This is a genomic window from Bradyrhizobium sp. LVM 105 (assembly GCF_003957705.1).
GTDB lineage: Bacteria > Pseudomonadota > Alphaproteobacteria > Rhizobiales > Xanthobacteraceae > Bradyrhizobium > Bradyrhizobium frederickii.
The window spans coordinates 1-23519 of sequence record NZ_QZMV01000006.1; the positions used below are offsets into that span (position 1 = coordinate 1).

Here is a 23519-nt window from a genome sequence, read left to right on the forward strand (position 1 = left end):
GATTCGCGGGTCAATCTTGCCCGCCGTCAGGCAGAAACTCCACTTATCGCGCTGTTCAGATTTGCGGGACCAGCTCAGTACGCGAAGCAGGCGTGCGATTCGTTTGTCGCCGAATCCCAGAAGATCACCGAGTTGCATGAACAATTGACCAGACAAAGGGTCATGCATTTTGAGGGGTTCGTGGCCAGGATCACCCAGACGACGCTCGAAATCCGCGGGATACGTCACTAACGGCAGCTGCCTATCGCGGGGCCGGAAGCCCGTGGGATGGGCAATATCCTTGCGAAACCCATCATTCGTTGATGGTCCGCGCGCCGAGATGAAGGAGGTGGGTTACGCCACGCGAACTGCGCTTTGCGCCGTCGCGGAGCTAACCCACCTTACGCGCTTGAGGACCGCCTGGAGTTCAGTACCCTGACTTCGAGCCGGTGGTCGGCCTCGTGCTCGCGCCGGTGGTTTGTCCTGTGGTTTGTCCTGTGGTTTGTCCTGGAGCGTAGCTCGAGGCACCGGGGCCGGTGCTCTTCGAGGACTTGGCGTGCTTCTTCTTATGTCCAGGAGCATAGCTGGAAGCGCCCGGCTCGCCCTTCTTGGAACCCATTTGCTGCATCTCATGACCCGGCGTCTTGCTCGATACACCCTGAGCAAACACGGCTGGGGCTGTAGCCATGACAACGGCAGCCGAAAGCGCAATGATCATTGCTTTCATGACGTCCTCCTCACAAAAGCCCCCGCAATGCAATGAATGGACCCAACGCCCCGTTCCTCTGAACGAATTTTTCATGAGTGTGGGATCTCCCACCAGCGAGAGCCGGCAGGAATGAGCCAACGGTCGGCCCCCAGGATGTGAGGCATAGAGCGGCTTATCCACCGTAGCTCGGCGAGCGAACGCGGAAGTGATACCCATCGACTGCTGCGCCGAAAGTGAAGGGTCTTGGAAGGGTCTTGCAAGGCCCCAACCCATCCCGCGGCGCTTGAGTAGCGGAACTTATTCGTCCGCTGTTGCTTTGAAATGTACTGCCTCGGTTACGGATGGGCAGTGACAAGTTGAGAGGCGAAAATGTTCCTGACGGGACTTGGCGCGCTGCTCATCTTTGGCGGACTCCTGTACATGCTGCGCACCACGATTTGGCGGGGGCCCCTTAGCGGTCGGGATTCCGCTCGACCGGTTCGCGGCACGCTGGAGCCGCCTCGCCGCGGCCTGGGATTTCTTGGGATCGCATCGAACTGGCCGGGAATCGTTCTGATGGCCGCCGGTGCCGTGCTGATGGCGTCGGGCGCGAGCTTTTAGCCGTAGGAACAGGGTGGGCTACGCTGCGCGAGTCGCCGCAACGCCATGAGCGGGCGTTTCGCAACAGATCATGCCGCAAGGCAACAGTGATCACGACTGTTCGATCAGGATCGGTGAACCGATGATTGCGGTAACAGTTCGTAGGATGGGCAGAGCCCGTTCGAAACCCATCATTCCATGACGGTGATTGATGGGTTTCGCTTCTCGCTCTACCCATCCTACGAGCTGAATTGCCTTTGCGGTCGAGCCCATCCCTCCTAAACTCCTGACTCCACCGGCATAGGTTCCGACGGCCCGGTACAAGCGGAGTCAGACTATGCCCAAACCGGAGAGCTTCCCGATCGAGAAAATCTTCGTTTCCACGAAGCAGAAGAAAGCCATCAAGCCCGAGACCGTGGCGGAGATCGCGGAAAGTATTCTGGACATCGGACAACAGGCCCCCATTTCCGTTCGGCTCGACGGAGACCGCCTCGTTCTGGTCGAGGGACTGCATCGGCTCGAAGCCTGCAAGGCGCTCGGCGAGACGACCATTCTCGGCGTCCTGGTCCCGGCTGAGTTGGCTCAAACCAAGCCGCTGCTCGCCGAGCGACCTGAAGTCGAGGCGGAGCGCATCAAGATGGCGCGATTGAAACAGTTGCGCCTCGAGAAGGAAGCCGCAGAAGCATCGACGGTTGCCTTGAGCGTCAACGCAACGCAAGCGCCGCGCGCCCGTGCGACGAAAGGCGTCCGCGACAATCCGAAGGCATCGCCCGGCCGGACTGCGAAATCGACACCGAAAACGTTGTCGGACTGGATCACGCAGCAAAAGGGCAGCGGCGGCCGCTATTGATTGCCGGCTTGTTGCCATGGAAGCAGTTCGTAGGATGGGTAGAGCCCTTGCGAAACCCATCGTTCCGCGACGGCAATTGATGGGTTTCGCTTCGCTCTACCCATCCTACGAGGGTGAGAGGTTCAGTGTTGATCCACCAGGTCATCTCGACGTGGTAGCACGATGCTTCTGTCCAGATGCGAGGCCCCATGTTGAACTTTCAGCTGCCATGGCACGAGATCTTTGCTCCGACGCATTCGCTCATGGAAATGCTGGTGCGGGGCACCATCATGTATTTCGGCATCTTCATCTTGATGCGCCTCATCCTGAAGCGACAGACCGGCGGAATCAGCATCCCGGACGTGCTGCTCGTCGTGCTTCTGGCCGACGCCGCACAAAACGGCATGGCAGGTGAATACCGATCGATCACCGAAGGTCTGGTGCTCGTTGCCACCATTGTCTTCTGGAACTTTGCCATCGATTGGCTCGGTTATCGCGTGCCCTTCGTGGAGCGGCTTGTTCGGCCCCCGCCGCTGCTTCTGATCAAGAACGGCCAGGTCCTTCGCCGCCATTTGCGCCAGGAGCTGGTTACGATGGACGAGTTGCTGAGCAAGCTCCGGGAAGAAGGCGTCGAGAGCCCTGCGGACGTGATCGAGGCCTATATCGAAGGCGACGGCAACATCAGCGTGAAAAAGAAGGAAAAGTGATACGCGATGTCTCGGCGGCCGAGAGGAAAGCCGTTCAGAAGATCGAGCGCCTTGGCCGAGATCGGCCATCTCTCGCTCGAGAATGAATCCTGGACTTTACCTCTCCTCGCCGACCAACCCGATCGTCTCACGCCGCCCTCACCTGCTCCGGCGAGGCCGTCTCCATCCCATCGCGCGCATGTAGAGATCGAGCAGGCTTTCGCGCGCGTTCTTGTCTTCCTTGCGCAGCTTGATGAACTCGTTGAGGATCTTGACGTAAAACCCCCTCGCCCTTGGTGTGCCAGCACTCAACTTCGCCGATCGGCATCACAACGCGTCGAGATCTGAAGCTCCATCAACGCCATGCGCTGCAGGACAACGGGGTCTCGTTCGCCCTCCTTCGCGGTGCGGAGGATCGATTCCGCGATCGCCTGAACATGCGCGGAGCCGACCGGGGCAGGCAGCGACGCCACCGCCGCCTCCAGCGCAGCTTTCATGACCTCGATCGTTTCAGGCGAAAATGATGCATTCGAAAAGTCTAGCATGGTGGCACCGATCCGGAGGTCACCGCGCGTCCGCGTCTTGCCGGCGCGCGATGTCGCTTATTCAGCATGGGTCACCAGCGCCGCCCCCAGCTCCCGCGCCAGCTGCTTCCCCAGCCACCGCCACCGCGGACCAGGCGGACGACCAGGAGCAGCAGCACCGCGCCGATGGTGGCGTTGACGATCGCGCTGATCATGCCGCTGCCCAGATGCACGCCGAGCTGAGGCAACAACCAGCTGCCGACAAACGCGCCGAGGATTCCGACGATGATATCGCCGACGATCCCAAAGCCGGTGCCGCGGACGATCTGGCCCGCCAGCCAGCCGGCGATGAGACCTACAAACAGGATGACCAAGAGACTTTCGCTCGACATATGCATTTTGCTACCTCAATCGTTAGGTCTGAATGACGGTGGGTCTGTGCAAGCCGGTCTGCGGCCGATCTGAATCGCATTGCCGCATCGCGCCGTCCGGACAGTTTCCGGTTGGTACGCACGGAGGATAAAGGCGTTGTGCCCGAGCCGCTCCAGCAAGGCGAATGCGGTCTTTTTGTCGCTGCAGGGATTCAGGATCGGAAGTTCGATCTCGCTGCGCGCCGGATCATCGGCTCAACAGGTGCAAAAGCCAACGGTTCCTCCGCACACAACTTATATTTGAATATGTCGATTCTTTTCAGGCCCGCACCGGAAATGAGACCGCAAACGTCACTCTTTTTCCGGTTTTTGCCGGCGTTTCGATAACGATGCATCGATCGTCATTAAACCAGAAATAGAAACGGAACTTCGTACGGTCGGGGCCGTTTGCTCTCCATGGCTGACCCTCGTCGGCATCAATATTCACATTGAATTGGAAAAAATCAGATGAGACATACTTTGATGGCTTCAGTCGCCGTTGCGGCCCTGTTTGCAGCGACCGGTCTTGCGATGGCTCAAGGCGGAGCAAAGGGTGCGGAGTCCCCCGCTGCCGTTTCGCCGAAAGCTGACAGCGCGGCACCGATGAATGCGCCCGCAGCAAAGGGCGCGCCCGATGCAAAGCACCTCGGTGACGCAAAGGTCGACGGCAAGCCGAAGGCCGCTGAAGGAATGGCCCCGCCGACCACGTCGAAGGACGTGAAGAATTCGCCTTCCGAAACCAAGTCGACCGCCGACAGCAAGACGACCGGCGAGATGAAGGCCGATGGGAAGACAAAGGCGACCGATTCCGCCACCACAAAGGACGTGAAGACGCCGACCGCCGAGAGCAAGCCTGCCGCGCCGGAAGGCAAGACCACCGGCAATGCCGCGACCACGGCAGTCGCCGCGCCTCCGGCCGAAAAGCGAACCCAGATCACTTCGGCCATCAAGCAGGTGAAGGTCGAGGAAGTCACCAACGTGAACTTCAACGTATCGATCGGCACCGTCGTCCCGACAAGCGTCCGTTATCATGCGTTGCCGAGCCGTATCGTCGAAATCTATCCGGAGTGGCGCGGATACGAGTTCATCCTGGTCAACGGCAGGTACGTCATCCTTCGTCCGCACACCCACGAGATCGTCTATATCATCGAGGGCTAAGCACAAACCGACGGCTCACGCACAAACAGAAAGGGCGGCCCATAGCCGCCCTTTCATCGTTCCGCCCCAGGCGATCCACCAGGCCGCTCTCGCCTGGCCGCGCCGAAACGATAGTCGCAATCCGCAGATCGCGGCTACCTCTCCTCACCGATCAACCCGATCGTCTCACGCCGCCTTCGCTTGCTCCGGCGAGGCCGTCTCCATCGCGCGCATGTAGAGATCGAGCAGGCTTTCGCGCTCGTCGCGCTCGTTCTTGTCTTCCTTGCGCAGCTTGATGATCTCTTTCAGGATCTTCACGTCAAAGCCCTCGCCCTTGGCTTCCGCGAAGACTTCCTTCTTCTGTTCGCTCAACTCCTGCATTTCGCTGTCGAGGTTCTCGATCCGCTCGACGAAGGAACGGATCTTGCCGCCGGGAATGGTGATGTCGGACATGGTGCCTCCTCGCTGACTGAGGTCGCGAAAATGACCGCAAAGAAATAACCAATGTGTTAACCTCGCCGCCCCCGCATTGCCTTGTGGAAAACGCCGAGGGAGCCGTTCCATGCCCGAGCTTCGCTTCGATGACGGTGCCGCCTATGAGCAGGTGATGGGCGTCTGGAGCCGTTCGGTCGGCGAGGTCTTTCTCGATTGGCTCAAGCCCGAACAAGGGCTGCGCTGGATCGATGTCGGCTGCGGCAGCGGCGCCTTCACCGAGCTCATTGTGGCGCGTTGCGCCCCCAGTGACGTGCAGGGCATCGATCCCTCGGAGGGACAGCTCGCCTTTGCCCGCGCGCGTCCCGGTGCGCACGGCGCCGTGTTTCAAACCGGCGATGCCATGGCACTGCCCTTTCCAGCCGCAAGCTTCGATCTCGCGGTGATGGCATTGGTCCTCGTGTTCGTGCCGGACCCGTCGAAAGGCGTCGCGGAATTGGCGCGGATCGTTCGTCCCGGCGGCCTCGTTGCGACCTACATGTGGGACATGCTGGGCGGCGGATTTCCGCTCGATCCGATCCTCGACGAGATGCGCGCGATGGGGCTGGCGCCGACCCGTCCGGCGCATATGGAGGTGTCCACTCTCACGGCGCTTCAGGGCCTCTGGAGCGCGGCGGGCCTGCGGCAGATCGAGACCCGCGAGATCATTGTGCAGCGGACGTTTGCCGATTTCGACGCGTTCTGGACCGTGGAGACGAAAGCCCCCTCTATCGCACCTGTTATCGCGGCCATGCCGCCAGCCGATGTCACCGCGCTCATGCAGCGTGTGACGGCGCGACTGCCCACTGATGCCGACGGAAGCATCACCTACAGCGCCCGCGCGCACGCCATCAGCGGACGCAAGCCGGACTGAAGATGTAGAGCGTTAGCTGCGCTTGCGCGGTGCCGTAGGGTGGGCAAAGCGACTTGTCCGCCGTAGCTCGAAGAGCGAAGGCGGAAGCGTGCCCACGACCTTGATCATGTCGGAGACAATTCGTGGGCACGGCGCAAGCGCGCCTTTGCCCACCCTACGAATTGTCGTGACCTACCACCAATACGGCCAGCGCCAGCCCTCGTAGCGCACATACGACGGCACCAGCGGCGGGCCGTAGGGATCGACCTTGTCGTCCTCGGGGCGATAGCGATAGCGCGGAACGATGTTGTAGTCCCACGGCGTCGGCCTCAGCACCGGCGCCGTGACGATAATCCGCTCTTGCGGTGCGCGGACGACGACGGCTTTGCGCGTCCGCGCCTCGGCGCCGGAGGTTGCAAGGCTGCACAGCACCAGGGCGGTTCCGAGCGCGCAGGCGGCGGTCAATTTTGTCATGCGTTGGTCTCCTTCGCAGCGAAGAGTGCAAAAGGATGTTCGGCAAGGCAAGCAAATTTCGCGCGAGCTCTTTTGTGCGGCCATCCTTCGAGACGCCCGCTTTGGCGGGCTCCTCGGGATGAGGGAGGAGTAGCGCGGCAGCAAGCTTCAGCAAGGCGCGATTGCCGCTCAACCTCACTCACGCGCGCGGCGGAGGGCTTGCTCCAGCGTTTTCCGCTGCATGTCCCAGCGGGTCTCTTCGGCCTCGGCGCGCTCCTCGAGCGCGGCCCGCGCGGCTTCGATCTCCTCCGCCTTCGCCTCGTGCTCCCGCCTCGCTTTGTCCAGCGCCGCTTCCGCTGCAGCGACTGCCTTGTCGCGGCGCGCGCGCTCGTTGGCGCGGGCGGCCTCCTCCTTGCGGCGCGCGGCCTCGCGCCGCCGCTCCTCCTGCTCGAACGCCGCGGCGGCCTTGCGGGCCGCCTGCTCGTCGAGCTTGCGCGACGGCTCCTTGGCGGTCCTGTTTGCGGTCCTGTTAGCTGTCTTGGCCGGACGCTTGCTGGGCTTGCGCTTGGGCCTGGAATCATCCTCGGCAAGATCGGTGGGCAGCTCGGCACTCTCCGTGAACGGCCCGTCGGATCCGACCGGGCGCCTGAGCACGATGCCCGGCTTCGCCAGCGTGGCCGCGACGATGTCGGGGTCGTCAGTCTCCTTCGCGGCGCCCTGATGGAACAGATTGGAGCTGGCGCCCCAGGCCTCAAGCGCCGCCTTCATCGAGGGCGCGGCGATGGCCTGGTCGTAGAAGCCGAGCGAGGTCTGGTAGGTCTTCAGCTTCCGTGTCGGTTTGCTTTTCGCTCGCTTTGGCATGTCGCCCCGATTGTCGCCCCGTAGCCCGGATGAGCGAAGCGATATCCGGGACTCATCCCGCCGAAGGCAATTCCCGGATGTCGCTTCGCTCATCCGGGCTACGAACTACGAACTCTCCAGCAACGCATCGTATCCCTTCTCGCTGAACGCCAGCAGACAGAAGCCGTGCCCGAACGGATCGGCCAGCATCGCGATCCGGCCATAGGGCGCATCGCGCGCCGGCACCTCCAGGATCGCGCCGGCGCGCTGCGCGCGTTCGACGGCCGCATCGACATTCTCGACCACGACGTCGACATGCACGGGCGTCCAGTGCCGTTCGTAGCGGCGGCGGTCGCCGCCGGCGCCCACCGTGCCGGCCTGCTTGGTCAGGAGATAGACCGGCGCCGGCCAGCCGAGCAGCTCGACGAAGCCGGCGCCGAAGCGGCGGCCGACCGTGAGGCCAAAGGCCTCGGTGTAGAAGCTGGTGGCTTGCTCGATATCGGGGACGTCGATGTTGAGGAGGAAGCTCATGTCGGACTCGCTGCGCATTTGCGTCGCGAGCCTAGCCTGATGGCGCGTCAGCGTCATCCGGGATGATGCCGCACGTTCGCGCTGCAGCGTCTGCCGGCCCGCGCGCCTCGTCCTTCGAGACGGCGCTTACGCGCCTCCTCAGGACGAGGCTAAGCGGCATGGCATCCGTTGCGACTGCCGCCACGCCTTCCGTCCTCATCCTGAGGAGCCCGCATCAAGCGGGCGTCTCGAAGGATGGCCACACACGTCGCGCTCAGATGCGATCGCCTCGTCACCGGACGGGCACCATTGCATGATGCCCCTGTTTTGCCCGACGCCTCAAAGGAATTTCGGCGCAACTGAAAAAGCGAGCCTTATCAAGGCCCCCTCTACTGTGCATGGGGTTGTTTTCGCGAAATCGTGCTGGCGAGGTGCCTCACCTGCCCCTGAGGCTGAGGATATAGGCCGACAGCACATCCGCCTGTTCCGGCGAGATCACGAGGTTCGGCATGTTCTGGTGACTGGTCCGCCAGAACACCTTGAGCGACAGCGCGGTGGTGCCGCTGCGGTCGGCGATGGCCTGGAAGCTCGGGGCATCGTCGAACCATCCGGCCATGCCCGGCTCGACCGCGTGGCAGGTCTGGCACCATGCCTGCGCCAGGCGATGCCCGTCGGCGACCGCACGGGGGCCGGACCGCGGGGCGCCCGCGGCGGTGTGGACCATGCTGAACAGGAACAGCACCGACAACGCGATCAGGAGAGCGAGGCCGAGATGGATTCGAGCACTATGCGACATCGCCCAACCTCACCGTGATTGAATCATCGGAGCAGCTTAGGTTTGCACGGCAGGGCCAAGTTGATCTGCGTCAAGGACGGAGCCGATCAGGGCTGTCGATTCGCCCCTTGCTCGCGATGCCGTTGACGCAGCTCAACCCGCGCGCGCAAGTATGCCTGATCGATCATGCCGCTCGCCAGGATCAAGGCGAATGCATCAGCTCGCGCTCAATCGACGTCAGGAGGCATCACCATGAACGGCAACCGCTATTACGGCGTTCGCGTCGAGGGCGCGAAATACGGCGTCGGCTTCGGCTCGGCGCTCGCCATCGCGATCTCCTACGCCGACAACCATTCGATCCTGTGGGCGATCATCCACGGCATCCTGGGCTGGCTCTACGTGATCTTCGTTGCGCTGTTTCGGTGATATCGCACCGGCAGGCGAAGCCCTGCCCGCGCGGCTTGCAGCTTTTCCTTGCTTTCCCGGTTCCCGCCTCTACGGTCGCGCCGCGAACGAACCGTTGAGACGAGACTTGCCATGACCGACACGATGAAATGCCCCGCCTGCAGCTCCGAGCACGCCTATCAGGACCGCGATCTCTGGGTCTGCCCGGAATGCGGCCATGAATGGAGCGGTGCGGCGGAGGCGGCCGCGGAGACCGCGCCGGATGCCGGCGTGCGCGATGCCAACGGCAACGCGCTCGCGGACGGCGACAGCGTCATCGTGATCAAGGATCTGAAGATCAAGGGCTCATCCTCGGTGGTCAAGGGCGGCACCAAGGTGCGCAACATCCGCCTCCAGGATGCCAGCGACGGTCACAACATCGCCTGCAAGATCGACGGCATCGGCGCGATGAACCTGAAATCGGAGTTCGTGCGGAAGGCGTGAGTCCAGCTAGCTCTGCCGCTGCGCCAGATAGAACCCGCACAGCACCGTCACGAGGCCTGCCGTCTGCAACATCGTCGGTGGCTCGCCGAGCAGCAGCCAGCCGGTGAGCAGCGTCAGCGCCGGCACGCAGGCCGGAAACACCGCGGCGCGGGCAACGCCGAGACGCTGGACGGAGACGGCGTAGAGATAGAGCGCCGCGGGGCCGGCAAGCACGCCCTGCGCCAGCGCCTGGATGGCATTCTCGGTCACGCCGATCGCCGCAATGTGGGCAAGGCCGACGGTTGCGACGTAGACCGGCACGAGCAGCAGCGACAGCACGTTGATGACCAGTGCAGCCGGCACGGCCGAGACGCGCCAGCGGCGCAGCATCGCGCCGAAGCCGGCGAACATGAAACCGGCAAGCACAAAGATCAGGTCGCCCTGAATGCCGTCGGCGCCGATATGGCCGATCGATTCCGCGCCGATCACGCCGAGGCCTCCGACGATGACGAGCGCGCCGGCAAGCCGCGAGGCGGAGATCCGCTCCTTCAGCACGACCGCCGCGAGCAGCAGGCCGCCCAGCGTCGCGCAAGAGGGCTGGATCACGCTGCCATGGCCGAGCGGAACGAACAGGAAGCCGCTGTAGGAGATCAGCGACATCACGGGGCCGCCGAGCACCATCAGCACGAGGCCCCTGCTCCAGCCGATGCCGCAAAGATCGGAGATCCCCGCGCGCCATACCAGGGGCAGGAACGCGATCCCCGACCAGACATAGCGATGCACCAGGAGATCGACCGGCGTGAAGCCAGCCTTGAGGCCGTGCCGCGTGGCGGCAAAGCCGAGCGCCCAGAACAGCGCCGCGGCAAGCCCGCAGACCACGCCGAGCAGTGCCGGCGTGGCATCCTTCCTCTGAGCGTCGGCGCCGCTCGTCCGCTGATCCATGGATCACTCGATAGGTCGGCGCGCTGAGCCGCTCAACCCACGCCGCTGCAGGGCTGTCACGCGAGGGCGATGACGGCTCCGCGTCTCACGCGCCCTCATCGAAGACAATGCGCCATCCCTTGCGCGTATCCATGTATTCCCGCACCTGCCTGATCCGGTCGCCCACCACCGTGAACACGAAGCAATAATCGTTCTCGTACGGTTTGCCGCCGGGCAGCGTGGCGCGCATCCGCTCCTCCACGATCACGACATCTCCGGAGGCATGCACGCCGCGAAACGCGATATCGTGTCCGAGAACAATCTGTGCATCTCCTGCGCGATGAAGCGCGCGATCTGGTGCGGTCCCTTCATGTGATCGGTGTGGTCGAGCGCGATGGCGGTGGCATTGCCCTTCGGGGCGATCCATTCGGCGTCGTCGGTGAACAGTGCCGCGATGCGCTCGGGTTCGCGCGACGAAAAGGTCTTCCAGGCGTTCAGTACGACGTCTCTCGGGCTGGTCACGATGGACTCTCCGGCTGTGTTGCGATGAGAACCGCCTTCTAGGCCGCGACCTGCGCCGCGGCTCGCCACAATCGGACTCGGTCATCCCGCAGCCCTTCCGCCACTGTCGTCGTGCGCTACTATACGGCCATGCTGAGCTTCGATGTCTGCAACGCCGCGCGACTGCGCCGCGATCCCCGCTATGACGGCCGCTTCTTCACGGCGGTGAAGACCACAGCCATCTATTGCCGCCCGGTTTGTCCGGCCAAGCAGCCGCTGACGCGCAACGTGGTCTATTATCCGACGGCGGCGGCAGCCGAGGCCGCCGGCTTAGGGCCGTGCCTGCGCTGCCGACCCGAGACTGCGCCCTTCTGCCCGGCCTGGAACGGCACGCGCTCGACTGTGGCGCGGGCCGTCAGGCTGATCAATGACGGCGCGCTGGACGAAGGCTCGGTGGTTGATCTCGCGATGCGGCTCGGCATCTCGTCACGTCACCTGGCGCGTCTGTTCGAGCGCCACGTCGGCGCCACACCGCAGCAGCTTGCCAAGACGCTACGCGTCCAGCGCGCCAAGCGCCTGCTCGATGCGGGCGACGGCAGCATGACCGCGATCGCGTACCAGGCCGGGTTCGGCAGCCTGCGCAGGTTCAACGCCGCCTTCGCCGAGCTCTACGGCCGCTCGCCGTCAAGCCTGCGCGCCGCGCGCGCGCGCAAGGCTTAGATGCCGTGGATCCCGCGCTTCCGCGGGATCCACCTGCCTTCACGCGTGTCAGCTCAGCGGGCCGCGCCCCTGGTGACGTCCGCGGTCTTCACATGGCTGGGGCTCAGCACCTTCGCCTGGTGCACCGAGGCGACCGTGGTCGGCGCTGCAGCCTGCTGCTCGACATGGGCCGCGCCGAGGACGCGGACCTGCAGCGGCGAGACCGGAAATCCGTTGGCCTGGTAAGTCGGCAGCTCGGCGGCGAAAGCCGCGGTGCTGCCCGTGATCGCCAAAATGGCGGCGGCGATCGACAAAGTCTTCTTGTTCATTAGTGATACTCCGGAAGGGGAAGGTCGGAGCATATTTAGGCCGGCTTTGCTGCATTGCGACATGCTCTGCTGCATTGCAACAGCGCGTGCGGCGCATGGCAATATGTTTAATGTGTCCAACGCGTTGGCCGAATCACGCCGGCCGCGACAACCGCATTTGCGGACAGTGCTCAGCCACCGAGCACGTTGCCCCAGCCATCAAACAGATAGCTCTTCCAGGCCACGGTTCCATCGGCGCCAGGTCGGCTGGCCCGCTTGTAGTCGTCGGCTTGGTCAGCAGTCCAGGTGACGATCGTGTCGGTGAGGCGGTCGTGCAGGATGGCGGGTTCGGTGGGATCGAAGGCGTCCATGGGACGAAGCGAGGCATGCGTCATGAGCGACCAAACGTGCGAGCAGCAACAAAGTTGCCGCGACGCGGCGATCAAGCTGCTTTGTGGAACCCGCGTTGCCCCCCAGCAACAGTCCTGCGAAAAGCCGATTTTCGCCGATCTGCGCCATTGCGCTGCCACACGGTCCCCCGAACAATCGACGTGCTGCGTGCCTTACCGTGCAAGACTGTTTGCGTCAGACTGTTTGCATCATGACTGTCCGAATGAGACGGGTTCGGGCAGAACCGTTTGGAGGCAGGGATCATGAACGATCGGCGGTCTCTTCTGGTGGCGGTCACATGCCCCGCGGCCGTGCTCGCCGGCTGGCTGGCGCTCTCCTTCGCCGCCTATGCCCCTGCCCTCATCGAGAACAGCAGTGCCAATGCGGCTGCCGTCTCGCGCGCCAAGGATCTCGGCCGGCTCGACCTCGCCGACGTGCCGCGCGCTGCGACGATCGAGGACGGCATCGCCTTGACCGCCGACGTCGCGGCTGCCGTGACCGCGGCACCGGCCCCCGCGAGCGCTGAAGCGGCGCCCGAGACGCCCGCTCCCGCAATCAAGCTCGCCTCGGCCGATCCGGCAGTGATCCTGCCGGTGGAGGCGCCGCCTGCGTTGCAGATTTTGCCCGAACCGGAGCCCGTCGTCGGCGAGACTGCCCCGGTCGCGGCGCCGGAGCCCGTCAAGCTCGCCTCAGCCGATCCCACCGAGATCGTGGCGACGGACGCGTTGTCCCCCGCGGCGATCGCCAGCGGCCCGGTCACGCCCGTGAGCAAGGTCTCGCCGCCGGCCGACACCGTCGCTGTGCTCGACGAATGCTTCGTCATGGATGCGTGTATCGACCGCTATCTCTGGGCGCTCTATCAGCGCACCGCCAAGGAAGACACGATCAAGGTTCAGGAGCAGCGCGCGGTTACGATCAAGCGCAAGGGCAAGACGGTCACGGTGATGCGCAGCTTCACGAAGTTGGTCGATCAGGACTTCACCTGGAAGGATCCGAAGGCCGCCGAGCGCGCCGGCATGTCGATGATGGATTACGTCATCGGCGGCATGGACAAGAGCTTCAAGCGGAAGCTGTTCCGCACGCTTCTCGCCGCTGAGGCCGCCGGCCTCTCGCCCGGCATCACCAGCGCGTTCCGCGACGATTATCGCCAGTCGATCGCGAGCGGCCTGAAGGCGGCCTCCAACCGGTCCTATCACGGCGGCAGCTCGCGCGGCGGCTACGGCCACGGCATGGCGGCCGACATCGTCAGCACGCAAGGCAATAACCGCGCACAGCGTTGGGTCTCGACCGAAATCCTGTGGAAGTGGGTCGATGCCAACGGCAAGGCGTATGGCATCGGCCGGCCCTATCTCGGCCGCGATCCGCCGCATGTCGGCCCCATCGATGGCCATGAGTACATCTCGCGCCGCGGCACCGGCGACGGCAAGCAAGTCGCCAGCGTGAAATCCAAGGCGACCGTGCGGGCAGCATCCCAGGCCAAGCCGCCAAAGGCCCAGGCCGCACGCGAGCAGAAGAGCCCGGCCAAGCCGCAGAAATCGGCGCAATCGGCCGGCAAGCCCGCGACCTGAAGCCTTACGGCGCGCGTCCCGACGTCGGCAGCGGCACCAGCCGCATCTCGGCCGTGCCGGCGTCCTGTGTGCGCACCAGCACCGCAAAGACGGTCTCGACCGCAAGCCGCACCGCGGCCTCCGTCGCCTGGCCCTTGGCCAGATGTGCTGCGATCAGGCCGGTGAGGAGATCGCCAGTGCCGTAAGGGCGGATCGGCAGGCGCGGCGTTGCAAAGCGCGACAATTGCCCGCCGGCGCACAGGATCGTCTCCACCTGCCCTGCCGCCGTGTCGGCGAGCGCGCAGCCGGTCGCGACGACGTCGATGCGGCCGGTCCCCGCCAGCGCCGCACACGCCGCGCGCAGGCCCTGCGCATCCGCGATCGTGAGACCTGAGAGCAGCTCGAGCTCGAACTGGTTCGGCGTCGTCAGGTTCGCCGCCGGCAGCAGCCGGTGCCGAACCACGTCCAAAATGCCGTCGGCGACATAGACGCGGCCGTCATCGCCGATCACGGGATCGCAGAGATAGACAAGCTTCGTATTCAGCGTCAGCGCCCGCTCGACGAAATCGGCAATCACGGCGGCATTGCGCGGCGAGCCGAGATAGCCGGTCACGAGCACGGCCGCCTCGTCGACCAGCCCGCGCTCCTCGACACCCTTCAGGAGATCGGCGACGAGCTCGGTCTCAAGCACCCGGCCGCGCAGGCTCGGATAGCGCGGATGGTTGGACAGCAGCGTCGTCGGCACCGCCGCAACGTTCACGCCCTCCGCCTGCATGGCGTAGGCGGCCGCGCTGTTGCCGACATGGCCGTGGACAACCTGGCTTTGAATTGAGATGACGAGCATGAAAAGGTCCGTACGGACAAACGTCAGGCGATGCAACAGGAGCCCGGATCTCAAGCTTCAGCGCCGTGTCAATTCCCCGAGATAAGCACAGAACATGTCAGCCAGCCCGTCGGCATAACGCGCGATCTCGGCCGCGCTGCGCGGCGTCTCCGAAAACCGCTTGCCGACCTCACTCAGCGTCGTCTTGATCAGCTCGCCAGCAAGCTCGCGTGTGGCAGCGGTGGCTTTCGGCAGCGCTTCCCGCATGAACGCCGCGATGATCCCCTCCCCCGCGGCCCGCGCGTCGTGCGCCTCCGGCGCGTCGCGATAGAGCGGCGCGGCATCGTTGAGCGCGATGCGGATTGCGGCCTCCTCGCACTCGGAGCGGATGAAGGCATGGACCAGCGCGCGTAGCCGCGCCGGCGGCGGCTTCGTCCGGTCCGCAAGGATGCCGCGCAGCAGCTCGCTGGTGCGCCGCCATTCGTCGCTCTGGAGACGGAACAGGATCGCGGCCTTGTTGGGAAAATATTGATAGAGCGAGCCGACGCTCACCCCGGCCCGCTCCGCCACCCGCGCCGTGGTGAAGCGCTGCGCGCCCTCCCTGGCCAGGACCTGAACAGCGGCATCGAGAATGGCCGTGACCAAGCCGGTCGAGCGGGCCTGTTGCGGCTGTTTTCGTGAGGAAACTGAACGGCTTCGACGATCGACCATGGTGTGCCCGGTGAATGCGAATAGGAAATGCGACGAATTAGTCGTATTTCACCCGGCGCGCAAGCACGCGCTCTTTCTCACCCCTGGAGACCCCGAATGACCACCCCAACCATCACATCGCTTGCGCCGCTGCTGGATCGCCTGTTCGACGAGGCCGAGGCAGCAAGCGGCGCAACGCGAGCCGCCGTCGCCGATTTGTCCGAGGCAGACCGGGCGCGGATGATGCGGAGCAAGACCGATTACCGCGCCCTCTACGGACGCCTGAAAGACGTCCCGCTCGCGGTCTCGCGCGAGACCGGAACATTGCTCTACATGCTGACGCGCAGCTCCGGCGCGCGGACGATCGTCGAGTTCGGCACGTCGTTCGGCATCTCGACGCTGCACCTTGCCGCAGGCTTGCGCGACAATGGTGGCGGCCGCCTCATCACCAGCGAGTTCGAGCCGTCCAAAGCGGCGCGGGCGCGAGAAAACCTCTCGGCCGGCGGCTTGATCGATCTCGTCGAAATCCGTGAAGGCGACGCGCTGAAGACGCTTCAAGCCGATCTGCCCGATACAATCGATCTCGTGCTGCTCGATGGCGCCAAGGCGCTCTACCCGGATATCCTCGATCTGCTGGAAAACCGCCTCGGACCGGGTGCGATCATCGTCGCCGACAATGCCGACGACAGCCCGGACTATCTGGCGCGCGTACGCAGGCCCGGAAGCGGCTATATGTCGACGCCCTTCGCCGAAGACGTCGAACTCTCCGTGCGGATCAGCTAGCGCTGGATCGACGCACCGCAGGATCCGAGCCGCCGCACCATGATCGCGCGCGGCGGCATCGTATGGCCTCAGCACAGGTCCTCGCGGCCCGTTTGCTCCAATCGGTGTCGTAGGTTCGTCACTCACACATGATATCTGCTCGCGGCAAAAAGCCGTCCATGGGGTTGGCTTGGCTGCCCTACGGTATCTCTCTCACGCCGAGAGGCTCATGACCTCCGCTCTCAATGCTTACGCGGCTCTCGCCCTCGCCATCGTGTTCGAGGTCACCGCATCGGCGCTCCTGCAGCAGTCCGCGCAGTTCACCCGTCCCTGGCCGACGCTGGCGATGGTGATGTTCTACGTCGCCTCGTTCTATGCGCTGTCGGTCGCGATCCGGGTCATTCCGTTGAGCATCGCCTATGCGATCTGGGGCGGGGTCGGCATCATCCTGACCGCCACCGTCTCCTTCGTGCTGTTCCGTCAGATACTGGACTCCGCAGCCTTCGTCGGCATCGCCCTGATCGTATCAGGGGTGGTGGTCATCAACCTGTTCTCGGAGAGTGCGGTGCGTTGATCCCGGGAAGCTGCGGCGCGCAGAGCTACTGGCTCTGCACCGGCTTGGGTTGATGCGGGGTGGATCGCGCCGGCTTCTTCGCGGGCTTGGCCGCAGCGCGCGGCGGCGGCTCGTCGACCGATACCAGATAGGCGGCGAGCATCTTGGCCGAATCCGAGCTGGTCGCGTAATGGTCCTTCAGGAACCAGGACAGCGTCAGGGTGAAGCGACCCTTGGCAAGGCCGCGCGGACTGCGATGGCAGGTTGTACAGCTGTCAGCGAAGAGCTTGGCGGGCGACTTGCCGGCGTCGAGGTTTTGCGCGGCTGCGACCGTCGCCGTCAAAACGGCCACGACTGCAAGACTCATCAGGGGCACGATCCGCGTGCGCCCCGGTCCAAACAGCGATGTCAAATGACGTTCCCTCGCCGCCTGTCGGTTACGCCGCCGACAGCTGATCGAATTCGGGCGGCGCGTAGGCCTTGCCGTCCTGGTCGGTGATCACGACCCGCCACCCTTCGCTCGCCCACACCCTTGCCTTCGCCACGATGAGCAGCCGGCTCTCGCGGGCGAAACTGTACTTTTCGTTGTCGCGTTCTGCGACCATCTTGTAGGCCAATTCGCGTCCCCTTGCTCGCCCTGCACCCGTCATCCTCGTGGCAGCGGGCTTTGGCGGCAATTCGCCGGGAGCGTGGCAATTTGGTGCCATCTGCAGGCACGGCGCCGGCGGCGCGATTGCCTGCTGCAACACGATGTCAGGCGTCGCAGGCTTCCCCGCCTGCGACGGCACCGGGGCCACCTTCATGTCGTGCTGAATCGGCCGCCGCAAGCCGGTCCGTCACATCAGCTGCAACGGAACCGAGCGTCCCAACTTCGAGCTCCGCTAAAGCATGATCCGGAAAAGTGCGCAGCGGTTTTCCGAAAAGATCATGCTTAAACAACAACCTAAAGCGCGATGACGATTCATCCTAATCGCATCGCGCTTTAGTGCACGCGGATGATATGGGGACGGCCGAGATCAATCAGTCCCTGCACCGCCGAGAGGCGGTCGTCGAGGGCTGCGATGGTGAGCAGCAGATTGTTACGGCGCTCGTCGAGCATTCCCATCTCGGCGCCGGTGAGCTTCGCGCTCATCCGCTCCTTGTGAATCCCTTCGAGGGATTCGCGCAGTCCGGCAATCAGACCGGCCAGCTGCTTGGCCTCTTTGGTCATCGACCGCTTCGCGACATTGTGGCGGCGCGTCTCCGCCTGGCTCTGTCTCATCGTCATCCTCCCGTGCCCCGCTGCCCCGAGTGGATGCTTGCATCTTTGGGTACACATCTTACGATCGATGAAATCTGCCCGCGAAGAACTTTCTTAAATTGTACGCGCAGGGAACCCGGATGAATCCAGCAGAAAGCCCGGCGCGAGGGCCGGGCTTTCCTTAGGGCTTCCTAGTGCTTCTGGTGGCCGCCGCCGGGGCCGCCGGCCGGGGCACCGCCGCCGCGAGGCGCGGCATTGACGTGCGGAGCGCCGCCACCGCCGTGCGGCATCGCAGGCGCAGCGGCACGGGGCGCCGGCATCTGCGCCCGGGCATTCATTGGCGCGCCGTGGCTCACATTCGGCCGCGCGACATGCGGCGTCGCAGATCGCGCAGCAGGTGCGGCCGAGACACGCGGCGCTTCATGCGCGCGGGCCATCGGCTGGGTCCGCACCGCAGCGGGGCTTGCGGCCCGTTCGTGCATCATGCGGGCCTGGCCATCGCGCGGATTGCGAGTCTGCACATTGGTCCGCTCATGCGCGATGCGCTCGCTCCGTCCGGCACGCGTCCGGTCGGCGGCAGCAGCCGCGTCGCGCTTCGTGATCGCAGCGTCACGCTTCGTGATCGCAGCGTCACGTCTCGTGATCGCAGCGTCATGTCTCGTGGTCGCGGCGTCGCGCTTCGCGATGGCGGCGTCGCGCGTGGCGATCGCGGCGTCGGGACGCGCGTTCGCGGCGTTCCGTCCGGAGATCGTGGCGCCCTTGCCCCGCACGCCTTCCCGTTCCAAAGCAACCGCCGCATCGCGCGTCGCCGCGCGACCGATGCGAGCCGCGCGCGGATCAAGCGTCATCCGGGTCGCGATGCTCCGGTGCGAGCTCCAGTAGCTGTTCCAATAGGCGTGGCGGCGATACCAGGGACGTCCCGAATAATAATTCGACCAGTACGAGGTCAGCACGAACGGGACGACGGGCACGTCGATCACATCGGCGTAGTCGGGCAGGTAGACGTAGTGGTTGCGATAGAGATATTCGAGATATTGCGACGACACCCAGCCGCGATCGTCGGAGAAGCTGACGTCGCACCAGGCGTTGCCGCGCAGGCAGCCATGGATGTTGACGCGGGCGCCGCCGGGGATGCGATCGACCAGTGGAAAGCCCGCGCCCGGCCCGGCGCGCAGTCCGGTCGAGACGGTGACGATGCCCGGCGCGGCCAGTGCGGCCGTTGGCGCGAGCAGCAATGCGGCAATCAAAACGCTCTTGAATTTCATGGCGTGTTCCTCCTCGTTCGAGTCGGAACGCGCCGGCGGAACGGGCGTTCCGTGCGCGAGGGACGCATCCGTCAAAAGATTGAAACGCAGACGGCGCGCGGTTCAATATTCATTCGCCGTTCATCGGCGCAAAGCGCAAGCGGCCTGCCGGACCGTCAGTTGACCTGCAGCATGAAGGCGTCGAAGTACGATGCAAGCCCGGCAAAGTCGTCGAGCGGCAGCACGTTCGCGACATATTGGTCCGGCCGCACCACGACCATGCAACCGGCCTTCCGATCGATGCCGCGCATCGCGAAAACGTCGTGGCCGCTCTTGAGGTCCGGGCAGAACATCTTCTCGTAGTCGAGCAAGCCGTAACGGCCTTTGCGCGGAAGCAGCAGCGGCGGCATTGCCTCGACGGCGAGCTCACGATGGTTCTGCTGGAACACCGCGCGCAGATCGATCACGCTGTCGACGTCTGCGTCGCTCCGCGTATAGCGCCTGATCGGCGACTCCCTGGCCTCGGTCAGGAAATTGCAGAGCGCGCGAATGGCCGAGCCTGCGGCGGCAGGATCTTCTGCGGGAGAAAACGCATAGATGCGGAAACGGCCGTCGGCCTGCCCGGCATGACCGAGATGGACCGGCTTTGCATCAGCCAGCCGGATCACCGGGGCCGAATGGAAGCGCTTGCCGATGACGAGGCCTTGCGCGAGGTGCTGATGCGACGCCGCGCCGGTGAGGAGTGACGGCCTGTAATGCGTCGCCGTGCCCGCGGTGTAGCGGCCGTGCCGGACGAAATAGTCCTGGGTCCTGGCTGCATCGGCGCCGCCGGCCTTGGCGGAGGCAAGAATGCCCGCCCATTCGCGGTCGAAATCGATCAGCTCCTTGGCGACGGCCTGGCGCTCGGCCGAATAGGAATGCAGCAGCTCTGGGGCGCACTGCTTCCGCATGACGGCCGCGAGCTTCCAACCAAGATTGAAGGCGTCCTGCATCGAGACGTTCATGCCCTGCCCCGCCTTCGGACTGTGGGTGTGGCAGGCATCGCCGGCGATGAAGATGCGCGGCAGGCGCGTTGCGATCTCCGCGTCCGGCACGTCGTCGAACTTGTCGGTGAGGCGCTGACCGATCTCGTAGACCGACCACCAGGCGACCTCCTTCACTTCCAGCGTATGCGGCTTCAGGATCCGCTGCGCCTTGGCGATCACATCGGCGGCGGTGATGTTGCGGCTCGCGACGCGCTCGCCGACCTCGAGCTTGGCGAGCTCGACATAGATGCGGACCATGTAGCCGCCTTCGCGCGGAATGATCAGCAGGCTGCCGTCCTTCGCCGACTGAATCAGCGACTTGAAGCGGATGTCCGGAAAATCCGTCACCGCCAGCACGTCCATCACACCCCAGGCGTGGTTGGCGGAATCGCCGTGCAGCTCGCGCCCGATCGACTTGCGCACCGTGCTGCGCGCGCCGTCGCAGCCGACGACGTAGCGCGCCTTGATCGTCTCGACCTTGCCCTCGTTCGCGGCATCGACGCGTTCGAGGCGCACGGTCACGGCATGATCGCCAGGACGCGCAGCCGGATCGACCTGGAGGTCGAGAAGACGGCGGCTGTAATAGGGTTCGAGCTCGGCCGGCGATTTGCGCATGATGTCGAGAAAGCCGTCATGGATGCGCGCCTGGTTGAGGATGACGTGCGGGAATTCGGACAGCCCGTCCTCGACGTCCTGCACCCGGCCGCTGCGGACGATGGTGTCGGGCCGCCGTTCGTCCGGCTTCCAGAACGTGGTCTCGTTGACCCAATAGGCCTCCTTCAGGACGCGCTCGCTGAAGCCGTAGGCATGAAACATCTCCATGGTGCGGCAGGCGATGCCGTCGGCCTGCCCGACCAGCAGGCGGTCGGGCTTCTGCTCGACGATGCAGGTCTTGATATCGGGGAATTGCGCGAGCTGCGCTGCGAGCGTGAGGCCGGCCGGCCCGCAGCCGACGATGAGGACATCGACCTCATCAGGCACCGCGCCCGCTGCGCCGGAAGCCTGAACGCGGTCGGCGGGATCGGCAATCTCTGGATCGCCCGGCTGAAATCCATTGAGATGGAATTGCATGAGCACCTCTCCCGGCAACGTTCTGTTTGGATATTGCTCAGTATGCTGACTATCAGTATGCTTGTCAACGAGCCGCACCGCCCCTGTCCCAGGAGAAGAATTTCGGTGAAAGACAACAACGACATGCCCGGGCATCTGGCGCGCCGGTTCCAGCAGATCGCGGTCGCGGTGTTCCTGGCCGAGGTCGAGGATGCCGGCTTCGACCTGACGCCGGTGCAATACGCCGCGCTCGCGACCATCAAGGCCAATCCCGGGCTCGACCAGGTGACGCTCGCGGGACTGATCGCCTATGACCGCACCACCATCACCGGCGTGATCGACCGCCTCGTGCAGAAGGGCCTTGCCGAGCGCCGCGCCTCCAGCCGCGACCGCCGGGCCCGCGAGCTCGTGATCACCGACGAGGGCCGGCGCACGCTGCGCAAGATCACACCGGCGGTGGAATCGGCCCAGCGCATCATGCTGCGCGGACTCAGCGCGAAAGAGAGCGAGGAACTGATGCGGCTGCTGCGCAAGGCGATTGCCGCCGGCAACGATTTGAGCCGCGCGCCGCTGCGCGAGGCGCAGGTCTGATACCGCACGTGCCGCAATTATCGCGGCGCCCGAAACCAGGAACTAACTTTCGGCTGCTAACGTCGGCCGCATTGGGCGCTTAACGCGCGATTAACTTTGCGGGACGGAGTTCGGAATGTTCAGGTTCCTCGTTGTGGCCGCAGCCATGACGCTCACGGCCAGTCATGCGGTGGCGGGCGGCCATGGCGGCGGTGACCCTCCTCCGCCGAAGGTCGAGGCGCCGGTGGCTCCGGCCAAGGTCATCCTGACCAAACAGGGTCCCAAGCTCGTCGATCTCAATGGCATGACGCTCTATACCTACGAGCGCGACACCACCGGAAAGACATCGAACTGCAACGGCAAGTGCACCGAGAGCTGGGTGCCGCTGCCGGCAACGGCCGACGCCAAGGCGGTCGGCGACTTCACCGTGATCAGCCGCAACGACGGCAGCAGGATGTGGGCGTACCGCTATCGTCCGCTCTACACCTCGCCCGCCGACAAGGCGCCCGGCGACGCCAACGGCAACGCCACGACACTGCAATGGCGGATAGCGCGGCCTGAAAACTAGAGCGCGATGCGATCAGCCCAGGCATGTGAAGGTCAGAGCGCGTAAGCTCTGTTAGCCCCGCCAACCGCCGCCCGTCTCGGCCCGCGCGCTCTGTCCGGGCGGCAGCACCACGACCATCGAATTGAGCTTCACCCGGTCGTACAGGTCGATCACGTCCTCATTGCGCATCCGGATGCAGCCGGACGAGATCGCCTGCCCGATATATTCGGGCTGGTTGGTGCCGTGGATGCGATAGAGCGTGTCCTTGTTGCCGACATAGAGATAGATGCCGCGCGCGCCCAGCGGATTGGCGGGGCCACCGGGAACCCGCGCCGGATACGGTCCGAGCCGCGCCTGGATATCTGCCGTCGGAACCCAATCCGGCCATTCCGCCAGGCGGCCGACCCGCGCGACGCCGGAGAAAGCCATGGCTTCCTCGCCGACCGCAACGCCGTAACGGATCGCCTTGCCGTCGGGCAGCACGTAATAGAGATAGCGCGCGTCGGTATCGACAAGAATGGTGCCGGGCTGCTCCTTGCGGTGATAGTCGACGATGTGACGGAGATATTGCTCGGGCACATTCGCCTTCGCATAAGGTGTATGCGCGAGCAGCTGCCGATCGCGCGGCGTCATGCTCGCATCGGTCGACGGTGACAACGTCGTCTGCATGCAGCCGCCCAGCGGCAGCAAGGCGATAGCGAATAAAGCGATTAAAGATCTTGGCACCGCCGGCCCCTGTAGCGGATAGCAGCACCCCCAGCACCGCCAGATGTTGCCAAAATCGTGCTCAAAAAAAGGCGGCGGGGAACACGTGCACGTGTTCGGCAAATTGGGTTCCATGACCACAACCGGCGGGAGACGTCGCATCATCTCCATCCCCTCGCCTTGCTTTGGTCAAACCCGGCTGGACTCGTGCGTCATCGGCCGGGTTCATCGGATTTGGATGGGCTCCCCTCAACAGATCGGCTCGCGCCAATGCGAGCGACCACGACTTAACACCCGGGCTTCAACGTCTGGGCTTCAAAGG

General features: G+C 64.5%; 35 protein-coding genes and 1 pseudogene. 14 read left to right on the top strand and 22 right to left on the bottom strand.

Features of this window, described 5'->3' with window-relative positions; all coding sequences use genetic code 11:
- Positions 1-231: pseudogene (locus tag D6B98_RS40550) on the top strand (hypothetical protein); the annotation flags it as partial.
- A gap of 175 nt (positions 232-406) precedes the next feature.
- Here D6B98_RS40550 and D6B98_RS18095 read toward each other — a convergent pair.
- Complete coding sequence (locus tag D6B98_RS18095; protein WP_126258320.1) at positions 407-706, bottom strand: hypothetical protein; 300 nt, start codon at positions 704-706, stop codon at positions 407-409.
- Positions 707-1057: 351 nt separating this feature from the next.
- Between D6B98_RS18095 and D6B98_RS18100 the strand changes: the two genes are divergently transcribed.
- The 3 genes from D6B98_RS18100 to D6B98_RS18110 all read left to right on the top strand — a co-directional run bounded on the left by D6B98_RS18100 (position 1058) and on the right by D6B98_RS18110 (position 2803).
- Positions 1058-1288, top strand: coding sequence for a hypothetical protein (locus D6B98_RS18100; RefSeq protein WP_126258321.1), 231 nt, complete (start codon positions 1058-1060; stop codon positions 1286-1288).
- A gap of 316 nt (positions 1289-1604) precedes the next feature.
- Positions 1605-2117: a ParB N-terminal domain-containing protein gene (locus D6B98_RS18105; RefSeq protein WP_126258322.1), complete on the top strand. Its 513-nt coding sequence runs from the start codon at positions 1605-1607 to the stop codon at positions 2115-2117.
- A gap of 242 nt (positions 2118-2359) precedes the next feature.
- A complete protein-coding gene (locus D6B98_RS18110) occupies positions 2360-2803 on the top strand; it encodes a DUF421 domain-containing protein (protein WP_245481416.1) in 444 nt (147 codons plus the stop codon).
- Between the two features lie 138 nt (positions 2804-2941).
- Here the strand turns inward: D6B98_RS18110 and D6B98_RS18115 are convergent, their stop codons facing one another.
- The 3 genes from D6B98_RS18115 to D6B98_RS18125 form a co-directional block, all read right to left on the bottom strand.
- Positions 2942-3094, bottom strand: coding sequence for a GapR family DNA-binding domain-containing protein (locus D6B98_RS18115; protein ID WP_126258324.1), 153 nt, complete (start codon positions 3092-3094; stop codon positions 2942-2944).
- Complete coding sequence (locus D6B98_RS18120; RefSeq protein ID WP_126258325.1) at positions 3091-3327, bottom strand: hypothetical protein; 237 nt, start codon at positions 3325-3327, stop codon at positions 3091-3093. Before D6B98_RS18120 ends, D6B98_RS18115 begins: the two co-directional genes overlap by 4 nt.
- Before the next feature lie 71 nt (positions 3328-3398).
- Positions 3399-3704 carry a GlsB/YeaQ/YmgE family stress response membrane protein gene (locus tag D6B98_RS18125; RefSeq protein WP_126258326.1) on the bottom strand — a complete coding sequence of 102 codons (306 nt, stop codon included), beginning with the start codon at positions 3702-3704 and terminating at the stop codon, positions 3399-3401.
- A 480-nt stretch (positions 3705-4184) separates the two neighbouring features.
- Between D6B98_RS18125 and D6B98_RS18130 the strand changes: the two genes are divergently transcribed.
- Positions 4185-4874 carry a DUF1236 domain-containing protein gene (locus tag D6B98_RS18130; protein ID WP_126258327.1) on the top strand — a complete coding sequence of 230 codons (690 nt, stop codon included), beginning with the start codon at positions 4185-4187 and terminating at the stop codon, positions 4872-4874.
- Positions 4875-5039: 165 nt separating this feature from the next.
- Here the strand turns inward: D6B98_RS18130 and D6B98_RS18135 are convergent, their stop codons facing one another.
- Positions 5040-5306: a DUF2312 domain-containing protein gene (locus tag D6B98_RS18135; protein WP_025575662.1), complete on the bottom strand. Its 267-nt coding sequence runs from the start codon at positions 5304-5306 to the stop codon at positions 5040-5042.
- Positions 5307-5415: 109 nt separating this feature from the next.
- Between D6B98_RS18135 and D6B98_RS18140 the strand changes: the two genes are divergently transcribed.
- The gene (locus D6B98_RS18140) at positions 5416-6198 is read left to right on the top strand and encodes a class I SAM-dependent methyltransferase (protein ID WP_126258328.1); all 783 of its coding nucleotides are present in this window, start codon (positions 5416-5418) and stop codon (positions 6196-6198) included.
- Positions 6199-6369: 171 nt separating this feature from the next.
- On the opposite strand, the gene D6B98_RS18145 is transcribed toward D6B98_RS18140, so the two are convergent.
- From D6B98_RS18145 to D6B98_RS18160, 4 genes are all read right to left on the bottom strand, one after another.
- Complete coding sequence (locus D6B98_RS18145) at positions 6370-6651, bottom strand: hypothetical protein (protein ID WP_126258329.1); 282 nt, start codon at positions 6649-6651, stop codon at positions 6370-6372.
- Positions 6652-6825: 174 nt separating this feature from the next.
- Positions 6826-7491 (bottom strand): cell envelope biogenesis protein TolA, encoded by a 666-nt coding sequence (locus tag D6B98_RS18150; RefSeq protein WP_126258330.1) that lies wholly within the window; start codon positions 7489-7491, stop codon positions 6826-6828.
- Between the two features lie 105 nt (positions 7492-7596).
- Positions 7597-8001 (bottom strand): VOC family protein, encoded by a 405-nt coding sequence (locus D6B98_RS18155; RefSeq protein ID WP_126258331.1) that lies wholly within the window; start codon positions 7999-8001, stop codon positions 7597-7599.
- 415 nt (positions 8002-8416) lie between these two features.
- Entirely contained in the window at positions 8417-8776 is a 360-nt protein-coding gene (locus D6B98_RS18160; protein WP_126258332.1) for a c-type cytochrome, read from the bottom strand.
- A 231-nt stretch (positions 8777-9007) separates the two neighbouring features.
- Between D6B98_RS18160 and D6B98_RS39965 the strand changes: the two genes are divergently transcribed.
- Together D6B98_RS39965 and D6B98_RS18165 are read left to right on the top strand one after the other, a co-directional pair.
- Positions 9008-9181, top strand: coding sequence for a hypothetical protein (locus D6B98_RS39965; protein ID WP_164718698.1), 174 nt, complete (start codon positions 9008-9010; stop codon positions 9179-9181).
- A gap of 111 nt (positions 9182-9292) precedes the next feature.
- Positions 9293-9643, top strand: a complete 351-nt coding sequence (locus D6B98_RS18165) for a zinc ribbon domain-containing protein YjdM (protein ID WP_126258333.1) — start codon at positions 9293-9295, stop codon at positions 9641-9643.
- A 6-nt stretch (positions 9644-9649) separates the two neighbouring features.
- Here the strand turns inward: D6B98_RS18165 and D6B98_RS18170 are convergent, their stop codons facing one another.
- From D6B98_RS18170 to D6B98_RS40880, 3 genes are all read right to left on the bottom strand, one after another.
- Entirely contained in the window at positions 9650-10564 is a 915-nt protein-coding gene (locus tag D6B98_RS18170; protein WP_126258334.1) for a DMT family transporter, read from the bottom strand.
- A gap of 85 nt (positions 10565-10649) precedes the next feature.
- Positions 10650-10793 carry a nuclear transport factor 2 family protein gene (locus tag D6B98_RS40875; protein ID WP_245481417.1) on the bottom strand — a complete coding sequence of 48 codons (144 nt, stop codon included), beginning with the start codon at positions 10791-10793 and terminating at the stop codon, positions 10650-10652.
- A gap of 14 nt (positions 10794-10807) precedes the next feature.
- Positions 10808-11065: a nuclear transport factor 2-like protein gene (locus D6B98_RS40880; RefSeq protein WP_245481418.1), complete on the bottom strand. Its 258-nt coding sequence runs from the start codon at positions 11063-11065 to the stop codon at positions 10808-10810.
- Positions 11066-11194: 129 nt separating this feature from the next.
- On the opposite strand from D6B98_RS40880, the gene D6B98_RS18180 reads away from it, so the two are divergent.
- A complete protein-coding gene (locus tag D6B98_RS18180; protein WP_126258710.1) occupies positions 11195-11764 on the top strand; it encodes a bifunctional transcriptional activator/DNA repair enzyme AdaA in 570 nt (189 codons plus the stop codon).
- A 53-nt stretch (positions 11765-11817) separates the two neighbouring features.
- Here D6B98_RS18180 and D6B98_RS18185 read toward each other — a convergent pair whose 3' ends face one another.
- Positions 11818-12072 (bottom strand): hypothetical protein, encoded by a 255-nt coding sequence (locus D6B98_RS18185; RefSeq protein WP_126258335.1) that lies wholly within the window; start codon positions 12070-12072, stop codon positions 11818-11820.
- A gap of 170 nt (positions 12073-12242) precedes the next feature.
- Positions 12243-12422 (bottom strand): hypothetical protein, encoded by a 180-nt coding sequence (locus D6B98_RS18190; protein ID WP_245481419.1) that lies wholly within the window; start codon positions 12420-12422, stop codon positions 12243-12245.
- A gap of 282 nt (positions 12423-12704) precedes the next feature.
- On the opposite strand from D6B98_RS18190, the gene D6B98_RS18195 reads away from it, so the two are divergent.
- The gene (locus tag D6B98_RS18195) at positions 12705-14009 is read left to right on the top strand and encodes a hypothetical protein (protein WP_126258337.1); all 1305 of its coding nucleotides are present in this window, start codon (positions 12705-12707) and stop codon (positions 14007-14009) included.
- A 4-nt stretch (positions 14010-14013) separates the two neighbouring features.
- On the opposite strand, the gene pdxY is transcribed toward D6B98_RS18195, so the two are convergent.
- Positions 14014-14832 (bottom strand): pyridoxal kinase, encoded by an 819-nt coding sequence (pdxY, locus tag D6B98_RS18200; protein WP_126258338.1) that lies wholly within the window; start codon positions 14830-14832, stop codon positions 14014-14016.
- 57 nt (positions 14833-14889) lie between these two features.
- On the bottom strand, positions 14890-15522 hold the full coding sequence (locus tag D6B98_RS18205) for a TetR/AcrR family transcriptional regulator (protein ID WP_126258339.1): 633 nt from the start codon (positions 15520-15522) through the stop codon (positions 14890-14892).
- Positions 15523-15618: 96 nt separating this feature from the next.
- On the opposite strand from D6B98_RS18205, the gene D6B98_RS18210 reads away from it, so the two are divergent.
- Entirely contained in the window at positions 15619-16284 is a 666-nt protein-coding gene (locus tag D6B98_RS18210; RefSeq protein ID WP_126258340.1) for an O-methyltransferase, read from the top strand.
- A 208-nt stretch (positions 16285-16492) separates the two neighbouring features.
- Positions 16493-16837, top strand: a complete 345-nt coding sequence (locus D6B98_RS18215; protein WP_126258341.1) for a DMT family transporter — start codon at positions 16493-16495, stop codon at positions 16835-16837.
- Between the two features lie 25 nt (positions 16838-16862).
- On the opposite strand, the gene D6B98_RS18220 is transcribed toward D6B98_RS18215, so the two are convergent.
- From D6B98_RS18220 to D6B98_RS18240, 5 genes are all read right to left on the bottom strand, one after another.
- Positions 16863-17183: a hypothetical protein gene (locus tag D6B98_RS18220; RefSeq protein ID WP_126258342.1), complete on the bottom strand. Its 321-nt coding sequence runs from the start codon at positions 17181-17183 to the stop codon at positions 16863-16865.
- 70 nt (positions 17184-17253) lie between these two features.
- Positions 17254-17466, bottom strand: coding sequence for a hypothetical protein (locus D6B98_RS18225; protein WP_126258711.1), 213 nt, complete (start codon positions 17464-17466; stop codon positions 17254-17256).
- Between the two features lie 332 nt (positions 17467-17798).
- Positions 17799-18077: a hypothetical protein gene (locus D6B98_RS18230; protein WP_164718699.1), complete on the bottom strand. Its 279-nt coding sequence runs from the start codon at positions 18075-18077 to the stop codon at positions 17799-17801.
- 170 nt (positions 18078-18247) lie between these two features.
- Positions 18248-19321 carry an SH3 domain-containing protein gene (locus tag D6B98_RS18235; RefSeq protein ID WP_126258344.1) on the bottom strand — a complete coding sequence of 358 codons (1074 nt, stop codon included), beginning with the start codon at positions 19319-19321 and terminating at the stop codon, positions 18248-18250.
- Between the two features lie 155 nt (positions 19322-19476).
- Positions 19477-21396: an FAD-binding monooxygenase gene (locus tag D6B98_RS18240; protein WP_164718700.1), complete on the bottom strand. Its 1920-nt coding sequence runs from the start codon at positions 21394-21396 to the stop codon at positions 19477-19479.
- A 105-nt stretch (positions 21397-21501) separates the two neighbouring features.
- Between D6B98_RS18240 and D6B98_RS18245 the strand changes: the two genes are divergently transcribed.
- Both D6B98_RS18245 and D6B98_RS18250 read left to right on the top strand, forming a co-directional pair.
- Complete coding sequence (locus D6B98_RS18245; protein WP_126258346.1) at positions 21502-21966, top strand: MarR family winged helix-turn-helix transcriptional regulator; 465 nt, start codon at positions 21502-21504, stop codon at positions 21964-21966.
- A gap of 115 nt (positions 21967-22081) precedes the next feature.
- Positions 22082-22513 (top strand): COG4315 family predicted lipoprotein, encoded by a 432-nt coding sequence (locus D6B98_RS18250; protein WP_126258347.1) that lies wholly within the window; start codon positions 22082-22084, stop codon positions 22511-22513.
- Between the two features lie 51 nt (positions 22514-22564).
- Here the strand turns inward: D6B98_RS18250 and D6B98_RS18255 are convergent, their stop codons facing one another.
- On the bottom strand, positions 22565-23161 hold the full coding sequence (locus D6B98_RS18255) for a L,D-transpeptidase (protein WP_164718701.1): 597 nt from the start codon (positions 23159-23161) through the stop codon (positions 22565-22567).
- Between the last annotated feature and the right edge of the window lie 358 nt (positions 23162-23519).

Coding starts and splice junctions, on each gene's coding strand:
- D6B98_RS18130 (WP_126258327.1), top strand. CDS start 4,185: ATGAGACATACTTTGATGGCTTCAGTCGCCGTTGCGGCCCTGTTTGCA.
- D6B98_RS18195 (WP_126258337.1), top strand. CDS start 12,705: ATGAACGATCGGCGGTCTCTTCTGGTGGCGGTCACATGCCCCGCGGCC.
- D6B98_RS18150 (WP_126258330.1), bottom strand. CDS start 7,491: ATGCCAAAGCGAGCGAAAAGCAAACCGACACGGAAGCTGAAGACCTAC.
- D6B98_RS40875 (WP_245481417.1), bottom strand. CDS start 10,793: ATGCGCGCCACGCTGCCCGGCGGCAAACCGTACGAGAACGATTATTGC.
- D6B98_RS18230 (WP_164718699.1), bottom strand. CDS start 18,077: ATGAGACAGAGCCAGGCGGAGACGCGCCGCCACAATGTCGCGAAGCGG.
- D6B98_RS18255 (WP_164718701.1), bottom strand. CDS start 23,161: ATGCAGACGACGTTGTCACCGTCGACCGATGCGAGCATGACGCCGCGC.
- D6B98_RS18235 (WP_126258344.1), bottom strand. CDS start 19,321: ATGAAATTCAAGAGCGTTTTGATTGCCGCATTGCTGCTCGCGCCAACG.
- D6B98_RS18250 (WP_126258347.1), top strand. CDS start 22,082: ATGTTCAGGTTCCTCGTTGTGGCCGCAGCCATGACGCTCACGGCCAGT.
- D6B98_RS18240 (WP_164718700.1), bottom strand. CDS start 21,396: ATGCAATTCCATCTCAATGGATTTCAGCCGGGCGATCCAGAGATTGCC.
- D6B98_RS18145 (WP_126258329.1), bottom strand. CDS start 6,651: ATGACAAAATTGACCGCCGCCTGCGCGCTCGGAACCGCCCTGGTGCTG.
- D6B98_RS18210 (WP_126258340.1), top strand. CDS start 15,619: ATGACCACCCCAACCATCACATCGCTTGCGCCGCTGCTGGATCGCCTG.
- D6B98_RS18095 (WP_126258320.1), bottom strand. CDS start 706: ATGAAAGCAATGATCATTGCGCTTTCGGCTGCCGTTGTCATGGCTACA.
- D6B98_RS18170 (WP_126258334.1), bottom strand. CDS start 10,564: ATGGATCAGCGGACGAGCGGCGCCGACGCTCAGAGGAAGGATGCCACG.
- D6B98_RS18125 (WP_126258326.1), bottom strand. CDS start 3,704: ATGCATATGTCGAGCGAAAGTCTCTTGGTCATCCTGTTTGTAGGTCTC.
- D6B98_RS18225 (WP_126258711.1), bottom strand. CDS start 17,466: ATGACGGGTGCAGGGCGAGCAAGGGGACGCGAATTGGCCTACAAGATG.
- D6B98_RS18100 (WP_126258321.1), top strand. CDS start 1,058: ATGTTCCTGACGGGACTTGGCGCGCTGCTCATCTTTGGCGGACTCCTG.
- D6B98_RS18135 (WP_025575662.1), bottom strand. CDS start 5,306: ATGTCCGACATCACCATTCCCGGCGGCAAGATCCGTTCCTTCGTCGAG.
- D6B98_RS18160 (WP_126258332.1), bottom strand. CDS start 8,776: ATGTCGCATAGTGCTCGAATCCATCTCGGCCTCGCTCTCCTGATCGCG.
- D6B98_RS18155 (WP_126258331.1), bottom strand. CDS start 8,001: ATGAGCTTCCTCCTCAACATCGACGTCCCCGATATCGAGCAAGCCACC.
- D6B98_RS18105 (WP_126258322.1), top strand. CDS start 1,605: ATGCCCAAACCGGAGAGCTTCCCGATCGAGAAAATCTTCGTTTCCACG.
- D6B98_RS18185 (WP_126258335.1), bottom strand. CDS start 12,072: ATGAACAAGAAGACTTTGTCGATCGCCGCCGCCATTTTGGCGATCACG.
- pdxY (WP_126258338.1), bottom strand. CDS start 14,832: ATGCTCGTCATCTCAATTCAAAGCCAGGTTGTCCACGGCCATGTCGGC.
- D6B98_RS18190 (WP_245481419.1), bottom strand. CDS start 12,422: ATGGACGCCTTCGATCCCACCGAACCCGCCATCCTGCACGACCGCCTC.
- D6B98_RS18180 (WP_126258710.1), top strand. CDS start 11,195: ATGCTGAGCTTCGATGTCTGCAACGCCGCGCGACTGCGCCGCGATCCC.
- D6B98_RS18120 (WP_126258325.1), bottom strand. CDS start 3,327: ATGCTAGACTTTTCGAATGCATCATTTTCGCCTGAAACGATCGAGGTC.
- D6B98_RS18140 (WP_126258328.1), top strand. CDS start 5,416: ATGCCCGAGCTTCGCTTCGATGACGGTGCCGCCTATGAGCAGGTGATG.
- D6B98_RS18220 (WP_126258342.1), bottom strand. CDS start 17,183: ATGAGTCTTGCAGTCGTGGCCGTTTTGACGGCGACGGTCGCAGCCGCG.
- D6B98_RS39965 (WP_164718698.1), top strand. CDS start 9,008: ATGAACGGCAACCGCTATTACGGCGTTCGCGTCGAGGGCGCGAAATAC.
- D6B98_RS18205 (WP_126258339.1), bottom strand. CDS start 15,522: ATGGTCGATCGTCGAAGCCGTTCAGTTTCCTCACGAAAACAGCCGCAA.
- D6B98_RS18165 (WP_126258333.1), top strand. CDS start 9,293: ATGACCGACACGATGAAATGCCCCGCCTGCAGCTCCGAGCACGCCTAT.
- D6B98_RS18215 (WP_126258341.1), top strand. CDS start 16,493: ATGACCTCCGCTCTCAATGCTTACGCGGCTCTCGCCCTCGCCATCGTG.
- D6B98_RS18110 (WP_245481416.1), top strand. CDS start 2,360: ATGGAAATGCTGGTGCGGGGCACCATCATGTATTTCGGCATCTTCATC.